Origin of the sequence: Streptomyces lydicus (genome assembly GCF_001729485.1) — a bacterium.
GTDB classification, from domain to species: domain Bacteria; phylum Actinomycetota; class Actinomycetes; order Streptomycetales; family Streptomycetaceae; genus Streptomyces; species Streptomyces lydicus_D.
In genome coordinates, this window is record NZ_CP017157.1 from 6,251,671 (window position 1) to 6,264,484 (window position 12,814).

A 12,814-nucleotide genomic window follows, 5' to 3' on the forward strand; every position below is an offset into this window, starting at 1 on the left:
TCGGCGACCGCGCAGCGGACGCCAGGGCAGCGGCGGGGAGGCGGACTCAAGGGCCGCCTCCCCGCCGCTACCCGTCCGCCTTCTTGCGGCGGCGATGTGCCGCCGCCCGCTCCCGTGAGGCGCAGGCGGTCGAGCAGTATCGGCGCGCGCTCCCCGGACCCGTGCCCAGATAGAGCCTGCCGCACCGCGAAGCGGCACATTCCCCCCAGGGGGCCCGCCCGTATTCGGTGAGGATCTGCGCCAGGGCAAGGGCACTTGAGGCGAGGAACCACTCCGCCCAGCTCGCGTCGTCCCCCTGGTCGATGTGCAGGTGCCAGGAGTGTCCGCCGTGCCGGGAGAGGCGCGGGCGGGCCCCGCACTCCGCCAGCAGGACATTGATGCCGTGGGCGGCGCGGTCGGTATCGGACTCGGCGAGCAGAGCGGCCAGGCGGGCGGCCGCCGCCCTCAACTCCTCGGCGTCGCTTCTGGAGAACTCCCGCCGGGTGAGGTCCTCCCGGCTCTCCCCATGGTGCGCCAGCAGCTCGGCCAGCGCGTCCCGGGACAACTCCGGATCCGCACGGACCGCGTTGGCGAGATCGATCAATCGCTCGCCGGGCCGGAACCCCCGCCCCGGCAACTCCTCACCCTTCACCCCACACCACGCTCCCGCCCCAACCGACGCATCTCCCTGGCCCGTTGCCGACCTCCAGCGTAACGTCTTCTCCTGAAAAGGCGTTACGAATGCCCAGTCGCCGCGGGAAACCCGTAACGCCACGGCTCAGTTGTCGGCACACCTGGAGACGCGCATGCCCCGGCCCCGCACCCCCGCCGCCGTCCCCGCACCGCGCTCGCGATTACCGCTCTATCTGGCCACCGCCTTCTGTGCCCGCCTGGCGGAGGAAGGCATGGCCGTGGCCGTCGCGCTACTGGCACTGCAGCGAGCCGGGGACGCGGCCCAGGGTGCGTTCGTGCTCACCGCCTGGATGGCACCCCATGTCGTCGCCGCTCCCCTGGTGGGCGCCCTCGCCACCCGCATGCGGCGTCCCAGGCTCTGCTACCTCGGGGCGCTGAGCGGCTTCGCGGCTGCCGTCGTGACACTGTCGCTGCTGATCGCGCGGGCGCCCGCCCCGGTGACGCTTGCCGTCGCCGTGGCCGGAGGCGCCTGCGGGCCGGTCGTCTCCGGAGGGCTGTCCGGCCTGATCGCCGTACTCGTACCGGCCGGCCCGCGGCAGGACCGGGCGTACGCGCTGGACGCGGCGGTGTACAACGCCGCGTCGGTGGCCGGCCCTGTGGTGGTCGGCGTGACGGCCGCCGTGGCGTCACCCGGCGCGGCCATGCTGCTCCTCGGCGCGGTGGCGGCCGGCGCGGTGGCGGCCGGCGCGGTGGCGGCCGCCGGCGGCCTTCCGTACGGGGATGCGCGGCAGCACACGGACGCCCGGCCGGCCACCGGCCTGCGCGCCGACCTGGCCGCCGGACTGGCCGCCCTCTGGCGCGTCCGGGAACTACGCGCGATCACCGCGGGCACCTGCCTGGCGTTCCTCGGCATCGGCGGCCTGACCACCACGGCGGTGCTGCTCGCCGCCTACCACGGGCGCCCCGGCGCGGGCGGCGCCCTGATGACCGCGTTCGCCGTCGGGGCGTTCGCCGGTTCACTGGCGCTCGCCCGTTGGCGGCCGCCCCTCAGCGATCCACGGCTCGCCACGCTCTCCCTGTGCGGCACCGGCCTCGCGCTGGCCACGGCCGCACTCGTGCCGTCCCCGGCAGTCTGCGCGGCGCTGTTCGCGCTGGCAGGCGCGTGCGACGGACCACTGCTGACCGCGACGTTCCGCATCCGGGCGGCGTACGCCCCGCCGCGCGCCAGGACGCAGATCTTCACCCTGGGAGCGGGCCTGAAGATCACCGCGGCGGCTTGCGGGGCGGCCGCCGTCGGAGCGGGCGCCGCGCTGCCGCCTCCCCTGTTGCTGCTCGCCATCGCCGCCGCCCAACTGGGCGGCGCACTTCTGCACACCCTCGTCCGCCGGCACCAGCACCCCGGGGACGCACACACGGAAACGCCGGGTGCGGACCCGACGAAGGAGGCCGTCAGCGGTCCGGTGCCCGCCGAACGCCCGTGAGGTCGCCTGGTGCCGAGTTCCGCCCGAGTACCCCCTGAGCCTGGCCCCCGGCCAGGTCCGCAGACGTCTCGTCAGCCGGCGTTCCAGCCCGGGATCGTCGGCAGCACCTTCTCGGCGACCCGGAGCAACGCCTCGTCGTCGGGCGTTCCCTCGTCCTGGCGCCAGAGGGCGATCTCGAAGGAACCGCCGCCGTCCTTAGCGTCCTTGGCGACCACCAGGCTGCGCGCGATGCCACCGGGCCGGGAGTCGGACTGGCCGATCTTGTGGCCGTCGAAGCTGAACGAGAGGGCGATGGTGCGGTCCGAATAGAGGACCGCCGGACGCCCCAGAACCTTCTTCGCTTCCGCGGTCTCCCCCAAGAAGCGCACCGACTGGGCAACCCGGAGGTGGTCGTACGACGCCGAGAGCTTCACGGCGTAGGTCTTCAGCTCGACGGTCGCTTCCGGCGTGACGGTCTTGGTGCCGCCGGCGTCCTTCGTCCAGCTCTCGCTCCCCCCGGCGGTCTCCGCACGCTCGTCCGGCGTGCCCAGCAGCGCCGGCAGGTCCCGCCGGTTCAGCGCCGTGCAGAGCTGCGCTCCCGAAACGCGCTTCGACGGCCGGGCGTCATGCGGGCCGTCACAGGCGGCCGGCGCGGGCTCGTCCGTGGAGACGTCCCCCAGATCCCGCAGACCCCACATGCCACCCACGAGGCCCGACACCAGCACCACCGCCGCGAGTGCCTGGGCCCCCGCGCCCATGCCCTTCTTCGATCTCGCGGAATTGTCGTCCATATCCCCCACCCCCCGGTTCGCGCCCGATGCGCGCCGGTGGAGCGTAACCGGTGATCGTTTCACGCGAAAGCGGGAATTGTTCCGGGCTTCCGGGCACGCGCTCGTCGGCCGGGCACCCCCGGGCCCGGGGCGACGGCCGCACCGCGACCCACGCGACCCCGCGACGACACCGACGGCTGGAAATACGCCGCGGGCGGTGGAGCCGAGTACCGACTCCACCGCCCTGACCAGCTATTTCACGCCCAGCAGGCGTCCCGCATCAGCTGCAGCCGCTGGTCGACCCGCACCCCTCGCACAGGTAGCAGCTGCCGGCGCGCTGCATCTTCGTCCCGCAGGAGAAGCACAGCGGGGCGTCGGCGTTGATGCCCAGCTGCATCTCGACCAGTTCGGCGTTGGTGTGCGCCTGCTTGGGAGCCGGGGCCGCGGCCTCCTCGACGATCTTCACCGCCGGGGTGGACTCCTTCACCGACTCCGTCTGGCGCGGCGCCGACTGCGCCAGGCCCTCGACGTCGACCTCGTCCTCGGAGGGCTCGTACGAGCCGGTCTCCAGGTGGCGCTGGCGCTCCTCGACGGAGTGGATGCCGAGCGCCGAGCGGGTCTCGAACGGCAGGAAGTCCAGCGCCAGGCGGCGGAAGATGTAGTCGACGATCGACTGCGCCATCCGCACGTCCGGGTCGTCCGTCATGCCGGCCGGCTCGAAGCGCATGTTGGTGAACTTCGAGACGTAGGTCTCCAGCGGGACGCCGTACTGCAGGCCCACGGACACCGCGATGGAGAAGGCATCCATCATGCCCGCGAGGGTCGAACCCTGCTTGGACATCTTCAGGAAGACCTCACCGAGACCGTCGTCCGGGTAGGAGTTGGCGGTCATGTAGCCCTCGGCGCCGCCGACCGTGAAGGAGGTGGTGATGCCGGGACGACCCTTCGGGAGGCGGTTGCGCACCGGGCGGTACTCGACGACCTTCTTCTCGGCGACCGGCTCGGCCTTCTTCTCCTCCTCCTTCTTCTTGGCGGAGAGCGGCTGGCCGACCTTGCAGTTGTCGCGGTAGATCGCGAGCGCCTTCAGGCCGAGCTTCCAGCCCTGGAAGTAGACCTCCTCGATCTCCTCGACGGTGGCCGTCTCGGGGACGTTGACCGTCTTGGAGATCGCGCCGGAGAGGAACGGCTGCGCCGCGGCCATCATGCGCACGTGGCCCATGGCGGAGATGGAGCGGACGCCCATCGCGCAGTCGAAGACCTCGTAGTGCTCCGGCTTGAGGCCGGGCGCGTTGACGACATTGCCGTGGTCGGCGATGTGGGCGACGATCGCCTCGACCTGCTCGGGCTGGTAGCCGAGCCGCTTGAGCGCCTTGGGGACCGTGTTGTTCACGATCTGCATGGAGCCGCCGCCGACCAGCTTCTTGAACTTGACCAGGGCCAGGTCCGGCTCGACGCCCGTGGTGTCGCAGTCCATCATCAGGCCGATGGTGCCGGTCGGCGCGAGCACCGACGCCTGGGCGTTGCGGAAGCCGTTCTTCTCACCGAGGCGCAGCACGTCCTGCCAGGCTTCGGTGGCCGCGGCCCAGACCGGGGTGTCCAGGTCGTCCATGCGCACCGCGACCCCGTTGGCGTCGGAGTGCTGCTTCATGACGCGCTTGTGGGCGTCGGCGTTGCGGGCGTAGCCGTCGTACGGGCCGACGACCGCGGCCAGTTCGGCGGAGCGCTTGTAGGAGGTGCCGGTCATCAGGGAGGTGATGGCACCGGCCAGCGCGCGGCCGCCGTCGGAGTCGTAGGCGTGGCCGGTGGCCATCAGCAGGGCGCCGAGGTTGGCGTAGCCGATGCCCAGCTGGCGGTAGGCGCGAGTGGTCTCGCCGATCTTCTCGGTGGGGAAGTCGGCGAAGCAGATGGAGATGTCCATCGCGGTGATGACCAGCTCGACGACCTTGGCGAAGCGCTCCGCGTCGAAGGACTGGTTGCCCAGGTCGTCGTCGCGCAGGAACTTCAGGAGGTTGAGCGAGGCAAGGTTGCACGAGGAGTTGTCCAGGTGCATGTACTCGCTGCACGGGTTGGACGCGGTGATCCGGCCCGTCTCCGGCGAGGTGTGCCAGTGGTTGATGGTGTCGTCGTACTGGATGCCGGGGTCGGCGCACGCCCAGGCGGCCTCCGCCATCTTGCGGAACAGCCCCTTGGCGTCGACCTCCTCGATGACCTCACCGTTCAGGCGGCCGCGCAGCCCGAACTTCGAGCCGGACTCGACGGCCTTCATGAACTCGTCGTTGACCCGGACCGAGTTGTTGGCGTTCTGGTACTGGACGGACGTGATGTCGTCGCCGCCCAGGTCCATGTCGAAGCCCGCGTCGCGCAGCGCGCGGACCTTCTCCTCCTCCTTCACCTTGGTCTCGATGAAGGCTTCGACGTCCGGGTGGTCGACGTCCAGGACGACCATCTTGGCCGCGCGGCGGGTGGCGCCGCCCGACTTGATCGTTCCGGCGGACGCGTCGGCGCCGCGCATGAAGGAGACCGGACCGGAGGCGTTGCCACCGGAGGAGAGCAGCTCCTTGGAGGAGCGGATACGGGAGAGGTTCAGGCCGGCACCGGAGCCGCCCTTGAAGATCATCCCCTCTTCCTTGTACCAGTCCAGGATCGACTCCATCGAGTCGTCCACGGACAGGATGAAGCAGGCGCTGACCTGCTGCGGCTGCTTCGTGCCGACGTTGAACCACACCGGCGAGTTGAAGCTGAAGACCTGGTGCAGGAGGGCGTACGCCAGCTCGTGCTCGAAGATCTCGGCGTCCGCCGGGGAGGCGAAGTAACCGTTCTCCTCGCCGCCCTTGCGGTACGTCTTGACCACGCGGTCGATCAGCTGCCGGAGGCTCGACTCGCGGGTCGGGGAGCCCACCGCGCCACGGAAGTACTTGCTCGTGACGATGTTGACCGCGTTCACCGACCAGAAGTCGGGGAACTCGACGCCACGCTGCTCGAAGTTGACCGAGCCGTCGCGCCAGTTGGTCATGACGACGTCACGACGCGCCCACTCCACCTCGTCGTACGGGTGCACGCCCGGCGTGGTGTGAATGCGCTCGATCCGCAGACCCTTGCTCACCTTGCTGCCCTTGGCGCGGGAGCCTCGTGCCGGGCCGCTCGTCGTCTCTGTCATGCCGCCTCCCTGTATACGGGCAAACGCCCATATGTGCGCACTCATTCCGTGGCACGGTGTTTGTTCTTTCTGCTACCGAGGCGCCCTGCTCTCGCCCCGGTACAGGTCCTGGATGCGCGCCGAACTCAGTCGGCGGCGGTGGCGGGCACGGGGACGGCCGGGCCGCCGGCCTCCCCGTCAGTCCCGCAGTCCTGCCCGGGCGGCCGCTCCTCGGGCTGCTCCCGCAGCTCGGCGATGGCCGCCTCGAAGTCTTCGAGCGAATCGAACGCCCGGTACACGGACGCGAAGCGCAGGTACGCGACGAGGTCGAGTTCCTGCAGCGGGCCCAGTATGGCGAGCCCCACGTCGTGGGTGGACAGCTCGGCGCTTCCGGTGGCGCGCACCGCCTCCTCGACCCGCTGGCCGAGCTTGGCGAGCGCGTCCTCGGTGACCGGGCGGCCCTGGCACGCCTTGCGCACTCCCGCGATGACCTTGTTGCGGCTGAAGGGCTCGGTGACCCCGCTCCGCTTGATCACCATCAGTGACGCCGTCTCGATCGTGGTGAAACGGCGGGAACAGTCGGGGCACTGGCGGCGCCGGCGGATCGCCGTCCCGTCATCGGTGGTCCGGCTGTCGACGACCCGGCTGTCGGGGTGCCTGCAGAAGGGGCAGTGCATGGCTCCACCCTCCTCACCCTCGATATACGGACGTACGTACGCCAACGCTCCCGGCGTACGGCGAATAACCCCGACGGGTCCGTACGGGCCCTCCGGAGCAGCCACAAGCATAGGCGATCCTCGGCGCCCTGACGGACCAGGACCACAACTTCTGGGTGGCCGACCGCATCTAACCACTAGATGTGGTGTCGGCCTGCTTACATCCGCCTACCGCGTGTCGCGGCGCAGGCGGGCCGGGGGGTCGCCCAGAAGCGTACGGGAAGCCACCCGACGGGGGGCGCGGCGGGGCGGGGATGACAGAATCGGCGACGTCACGGCGCCCGGCCACCGTGACCGCGGATCACCGACGACCGGACCCGCCGGCCGACCGGTGACCCCGGAACGCCGGCACGCGTCACAGACCGGTTCGACAGTCGGCCATACACCCAGCCGCTCACCCAGGTCTGCCAATCGCTGAATTTTTCACTCGAACGTGTGTTTGGCGCAACCTTTCGAAAGCAACTACCGTTGGCTAACTAGGGAGAACATTTCGAGAGGGGCCGACGTGACCACCACCGCAGACAGCGCGACCATCACCGCACCAAGCCACTCCCAGAGCCGATTCGATCATCCGCAGAAGGCACAGCGGCCGCCGATGGACGACGCCACGTCGGACTCCGAAGAGCAGAAGCCCGCCCGCTCGCTCCCCGGCAGGCCACCAGGGATCCGGGCCGACAGCTCGGGGCTCACCGACCGCCAGCGCAGGGTGATCGAGGTCATCAGGGATTCGGTGCAGCGGCGCGGGTACCCGCCGTCCATGCGGGAGATCGGCCAGGCGGTCGGACTGTCCAGCACCTCGTCCGTCGCCCATCAGCTCATGGCTCTGGAGCGCAAGGGCTTCCTCCGCCGCGACCCGCACCGCCCCCGGGCGTACGAGGTCCGCGGTTCCGACCAGCCGACGACCGCGGCGACCGAGACCGCCGGCAAGCCCGCCGCGTCCTACGTCCCGCTGGTCGGCCGGATCGCCGCCGGTGGCCCGATCCTCGCGGAGGAGTCCGTCGAGGACGTCTTCCCGCTCCCCCGCCAGCTCGTCGGCGACGGTGAACTGTTCGTGCTGAAGGTGGTCGGCGACTCCATGATCGAGGCCGCCATCTGCGACGGGGACTGGGTCACGGTCCGCCGCCAGCCGGTGGCCGAGAACGGCGACATCGTCGCCGCCATGCTGGACGGCGAGGCCACGGTCAAGCGTTTCAAGCGCGAGGACGGCCATGTGTGGCTGCTGCCGCACAACTCCGCGTACCAGCCGATCCCCGGTGACGAGGCGACCATCCTCGGCAAGGTGGTGGCGGTGCTGCGGCGGGTCTGACCCACCCCTCACGACCGGGCTCCGGGACCACTGCGCCGGTCCCGGAGCCCTGCTGTGTCCGCGGGCCCTCGCCGGGCCCGCGGCCGCGTTACTTCTCCGCCGCCTTCGCCGCCGCGTCGATCGCCGCGAGCGAGCGGCGGACCTGGTTGCGGTCGGTGGTGTACCAGAACTGCGGCATCGACTTGCGCAGGAACGAGCCGTAGCGGGCCCGCTCGACCCGGGGATCCAGCACGGCCACCACACCGCGGTCCCCGGTGGCGCGGACCAGACGCCCGGCGCCCTGGGCCATCAGCAGGGCCGCGTGGGTCGCCGCCACGGCCATGAAGCCATTGCCGCCGCCCTCCTCCACGGCCTTCTGCCGGGCGCTCATCAGCGGATCGTCCGGGCGCGGGAACGGCACCCGGTCCATCACCACCAGCTGACAGTTCGGACCCGGTACGTCCACGCCCTGCCAGAGGGAGAGGGTGCCGAACAGGCACGTACGGGCGTCCTCGGCGAACGTCCGGATCAGCTCGCCGAGGGTTTCCTCGCCCTGGAGCAGGATCGGCACGTCCAGACGGCCACGCAGCTCCTCCGCGGCGGCTTGGGCCGCGCGCATGGAGGAGAAGAGGCCGAGGGTGCGGCCGCCGGCGGCCTCGATCAGCTCGGCGAGCTCGTCGAGCATGTCGGTGCGGCTGCCCTCGCGGCCCGGCTGGGCGAGGTGCTTGGCGACGTAGAGGATGCCTTGCTTGCCGTAGTCGAAGGGGGAGCCGACGTCGAGCCCCTTCCACCGGGGTACGTCCTCCCCCTCCGTGCCCTCCGGAGCCAGGCCCAGCGAGGCCGCGACACCGTTGAAGTCGCCCCCCAGCTTGAGGGTGGCGGAGGTGAGGACGACGGAGCGGTCCTCGAAGAGCTTCTCCCGCAGCAGGCCGGAGACGGAGAGCGGGGCCACCCGGAGGGAGGCGCCGAAGCGGTCGTGGCGTTCGTACCAGACCACGTCGTACTCGGAGCCGTTGGCGATGCGCTCGGCGACGGCGTGGATGTTCTCCACCGAGGCGAGGGCCTGCTTGCGGACCGCGTCCTCGTCCTGGACCGATTTGTCGCGGGTCGAACCGAGCGCGGAGATGACCGTACGGGCGGCGTCCCGCAGCGCCATCAGGCAGTAACCGAGGTCCTCGGGGATCTCTTCGAGACGGCCGGGCAGGGCCAGCTCCATCAGGCGCTCGAAGGTCTCGGACGCGGTCTGGAGCTGGTCGGCGGCCTTTTCGTTGACGAGCTTGGCGGCTCGCCGCACGGCGCGGTTCACCTGGCCCGGGGTGAGCTCGCCGGTGGCGACGCCGGTCACCCGGGAGACCAGCTCATGGGCCTCGTCGATGATCAGGACCTCGTGCTGCGGGAGGACCGGGGCACCCTCGATCGCGTCGATGGCCAGCAGCGCGTGGTTGGTGATGACGACATCGGCCAGCTTGGCGCGCTCCCTGGCCGCCTCGGCGAAGCACTCCGCACCGTAGGCGCACTTCGAGGCGCCCAGGCACTCCCGTGAGGAGACCGAGACCTGTCCCCAGGCGCGGTCGGAGACCCCGGGGGTCAGGGCGTCGCGGTCGCCGGTCTCGGTCTCGTCCGCCCAGTCCCGCAGCCGCATCAGGTCCTTGCCGAGCTTGCTGGTGGGCGTGGCCTGCTCGAACACGTCGAAGAGGCCGTCCTCCTCGTCCTGCGGGGCGCCCTCGTGGAGGCGGTGCAGGCACAGGTAATTGGAGCGGCCCTTGAGCATGGCGAATTCCGGGCGGCGGCGCAGCAGCGGATGCAGCGCGTCGACGGTCCGCGGAAGATCGCGTTCCACCAGCTGGCGCTGGAGCGCCAGAGTGGCGGTGGCGATCACCACCCGCTCGCCGTGGGCCAGCGCCGGCACCAGGTAGCCGAGGGACTTTCCGGTGCCGGTGCCGGCCTGGACCAGGAGGTGGGCGTAGCCGTGCTTCGCTCCGTCCTCGCTCTGTGGCGAGTCGTCGGAAGCGGGGCCGCCCACCGCCTCGGCGACGGCCTCGGCCATCGCCACCTGGCCGGGGCGCTCGGTGCCGCCGACGGCGGTGACGGCGGCGTGCAGCAGATCGGGGAGGGAGGGCTTCGTCATAGCTCTGCAAGCCTACGCGGGACCACTGACAGCCGGCCCGGTCACGGTGCGTGCAGCGGGTTGGGGACGGTCCCGTGCACCGCGGCGTGCGGGCGCTCACGGCGGTCGCGGTAGCCGTCCACATGCAGACGGTTGCGGTTCAGGCACAGCCGCTCGATCCGCGGAGTGAGCAGGTCGAAGGTCTCGTGCCGTTCCTTGAGCGCGGGGAAGCGTTCGTGGTGGCGCAGGATCTCCGCCCGTACGAGTGACCAGAACTCCGCCTCGGGAACGTCCAGTTGGTCGGCACACAGCGGTGCGAGGTAGCGGAAGACGCCGACGAACAGCCCGGAGTGGATGAACTGGGTGAGGAAGGCGGGCGGTTCGGTGAGCAGCACGGTGCGCACGTCGTCCGGCATGGAGTCGTGCTCGGGCAGCGGCTCGGAGGTGGTGTTCACGTCGTCGACGAAGTCCTTGACCGCGAGGCGGGTGGGGACGTCGTGCTCGTCGAAGACCACGATGGCGTTCTCCCCGTGCGGGGAGAAGACCGTGCCGTACTGGTAGAGGAAGTGCAGCAGGGGCGGCAGGAGGGCGGCGAACAGCCGGGCCAGCCAGTCGCGCGGGGCCAGGCCGGAGCGGTGCACCAGTTCGGCGGTCAGCGCCCGGCCTCCGGGGTCGGTCTGCAGCAGCGAGGCCAGCGTGCGGGCGCGTTCCCCGGGGTCGAGGAAGCCGCTGATCGGCTCCCGCCAGATACAGCCCAGCAGCTCCTTGAACTGGTACGGGACGCCGGGCAGCCGGTCGTAGAGGGGGTGCTCGACGGTGACCGAGGCGGTTTCGCCGAGCAGGATCACCCGGGTCTCGTCACGCAGGAACGGATCCGCGTCCCGCAGGCCGTGCACCCAACGGGTCACCGCGGGTGCGGCGAGGGTGCGCTCGGTGGGCAGACCGCGCCAGACCAGGGTGTTGAGGATCGACAGCGGCAGTTTGACCGTACGGGCCCAGGGCCGGCTGATGTTGAGGAACGTACGGATCGACTGCTGCGGCAGGCGGAGGTCGTTGTCAGTGGGCAGCGCGATGATGGATCTGTCCGCGAGTTGCGGGGCGAAGAGCGGGGCAATGGTCTCGTCCCACTGCCAGGGGTGCACGGGGAGATAGAGGTAGTCGGCGGGGTCGAGGCCCTGGTCGGTGAGGGTGCGGGCGAAGGTGTGACGGGTGGCGGGGTCGAGTTCCTCGCCGTAGAGGCGGTCGGGGGTGGCCAGCGTGGGGATACCGCGGTAGTGGGCGATGCTGTGGTGCGCGGCGAGCCAGGGCAGCCGCCGGGGGGTGCGGGCCTCGGGGGCCCAGGCCGCCGCGTCGGCGGCGGAGAAGCCGAGCCGGCCCTTGTTCGCCACCAGCCAGGGGTGGCCGGTCTGGTGGCCTTCGAGGGCGGCGTAGTCCAGGTCGGCGAGATCGGCGGCGCTGAGGGCCGTGGCGTCGAGACGGGTGTCGGCGGCGAGGGTGGTGGTCAGCTCGCGGATGAGGTGACCGGTGGTGTCGCCGGACAGGCCCAGGACGGTGTCGTGGGCGTGCGTGAGGAAGTGGAAGGGGTCGGTGTCGGGGGTGATCGAGGCGGGGTCGACGCGCCAGTGGCCGTAGGCGCCGCGGCGGGCCCGGAAGCGGTAGACCAGCTCGTCGGTGACCGGCAGGCGGTACTGCGGGGTGCCGTCGGGGGCGGTGCCGTCGGGCTCGGGCGCGAGGACTTCCTCGTAGGCGAACTCCGCGAGGATCTTGGCGAACAGTCGGCGCGCGGCGTGCTGCCAGGCGCGGTGCGAGGGCTGGGGCTCAGGAGACAAGGCGGGACTCCTCGAAGCGGGACCGCCCCGGCACGTAAGGGGGACAACCGGAGCGGCGGGGTGGACGGCGGACCGGTTCGGGGCCGTCGACGGACGGCCGCCGGGTCAGAGCAGATGGCGATGGGCGCGGTCGCGGATCATCAACGCGGCGCGCTTCTCCGGCAGTTCGATCTCCTCGGCGAAGCGGAAGCCCGCGGTCAGGAACGCCGCGACGGACGCGGTGTTGCGCAGAGCGGGCTCGGCGAGGACGCGCGAGCAGCGCGGGCGGTGGTCGAGCACGAGATCGGCGACGGCGCGCAGCAGCGCGCTGCCCAAACCGTGGCCGCGGTCGGCGCCGCGACCGATGAGGAGGTGGATCCCGGTGTCCTGGGGGCGGGCCGCGTAGTGGTGCGCGAGCGGGTCCAGATCGGCGCGGTAGAGCTCCCAGTAGCTCATCGGGACGCCGTCCAGCACCCCCAGGCAGGGCACGCTGCGGCCGTCGCCGTCGAGCTGGCCGCGCAGGTGGGCGGCGGTGGTCTCCGGCGGCCCCGCCAGCTCCCAGAAGGCCGCGACGGCCGGGTCGTTCATCCAGCCGGTGATCCGGCCGAGATCGCGCTCCGGCCGGACGGGGACCAGGGCGAACGGCCCGCCCGGGGTGTCGACCGGCCCCCAGTCCCCCGGGTCGCCGAGCAGCGGGCCCGGGCCCGGGAAGCCGGCCGGGAGGCCGCGGGGTGGCGGGAGCCGACGGTTGAGGGTCTCGTCGGAGCTGGAGCTGAGGCCGGAATCGGTGGATGGCACGGCGACGCTCTCCTCTCGTGGCCGGTTGCCGCGCGGCCTTGTGGGTCGCGGGGCGTCGGCGCCGGGGACGGTGGGCCGGTAACGGCGGTCGGACGACGGGGGTCGGGGGGCGGGCGGTGGTG

9 protein-coding genes are annotated in these 12,814 nt (G+C 71.5%); 2 read left to right on the top strand and 7 right to left on the bottom strand.

Annotated elements, in window-relative coordinates; genetic code table 11:
* Window positions 1-67: 67 nt before the first annotated feature.
* Window positions 68-631, bottom strand: coding sequence for a CGNR zinc finger domain-containing protein (locus tag SL103_RS27095; RefSeq protein WP_244304055.1), 564 nt, complete (start codon window positions 629-631; stop codon window positions 68-70).
* Between the two features lie 154 nt (window positions 632-785).
* Between SL103_RS27095 and SL103_RS27100 the strand changes: the two genes are divergently transcribed.
* Window positions 786-2,093 carry an MFS transporter gene (locus SL103_RS27100; protein WP_069571553.1) on the top strand — a complete coding sequence of 436 codons (1,308 nt, stop codon included), beginning with the start codon at window positions 786-788 and terminating at the stop codon, window positions 2,091-2,093.
* Window positions 2,094-2,164: 71 nt separating this feature from the next.
* Here the strand turns inward: SL103_RS27100 and SL103_RS27105 are convergent, their stop codons facing one another.
* The 3 genes from SL103_RS27105 to nrdR form a co-directional block, all read right to left on the bottom strand.
* Complete coding sequence (locus SL103_RS27105; RefSeq protein WP_069571554.1) at window positions 2,165-2,863, bottom strand: DUF6215 domain-containing protein; 699 nt, start codon at window positions 2,861-2,863, stop codon at window positions 2,165-2,167.
* A 259-nt stretch (window positions 2,864-3,122) separates the two neighbouring features.
* Window positions 3,123-5,999: a vitamin B12-dependent ribonucleotide reductase gene (locus SL103_RS27110; protein WP_069571555.1), complete on the bottom strand. Its 2,877-nt coding sequence runs from the start codon at window positions 5,997-5,999 to the stop codon at window positions 3,123-3,125.
* Between the two features lie 125 nt (window positions 6,000-6,124).
* Window positions 6,125-6,655 (bottom strand): transcriptional regulator NrdR, encoded by a 531-nt coding sequence (nrdR, locus tag SL103_RS27115; protein WP_069571556.1) that lies wholly within the window; start codon window positions 6,653-6,655, stop codon window positions 6,125-6,127.
* 544 nt (window positions 6,656-7,199) lie between these two features.
* Between nrdR and lexA the strand changes: the two genes are divergently transcribed.
* Window positions 7,200-8,000, top strand: a complete 801-nt coding sequence (gene lexA, locus SL103_RS27120; RefSeq protein ID WP_069571557.1) for a transcriptional repressor LexA — start codon at window positions 7,200-7,202, stop codon at window positions 7,998-8,000.
* An 88-nt stretch (window positions 8,001-8,088) separates the two neighbouring features.
* On the opposite strand, the gene SL103_RS27125 is transcribed toward lexA, so the two are convergent.
* The 3 genes from SL103_RS27125 to SL103_RS27135 form a co-directional block, all read right to left on the bottom strand.
* Entirely contained in the window at window positions 8,089-10,107 is a 2,019-nt protein-coding gene (locus SL103_RS27125) for an ATP-dependent DNA helicase (protein ID WP_069571558.1), read from the bottom strand.
* Window positions 10,108-10,148: 41 nt separating this feature from the next.
* Window positions 10,149-11,915 (bottom strand): IucA/IucC family protein, encoded by a 1,767-nt coding sequence (locus SL103_RS27130; RefSeq protein WP_069571559.1) that lies wholly within the window; start codon window positions 11,913-11,915, stop codon window positions 10,149-10,151.
* Between the two features lie 105 nt (window positions 11,916-12,020).
* Window positions 12,021-12,692: a GNAT family N-acetyltransferase gene (locus SL103_RS27135; protein WP_069571560.1), complete on the bottom strand. Its 672-nt coding sequence runs from the start codon at window positions 12,690-12,692 to the stop codon at window positions 12,021-12,023.
* Window positions 12,693-12,814 lie beyond the last annotated feature (122 nt).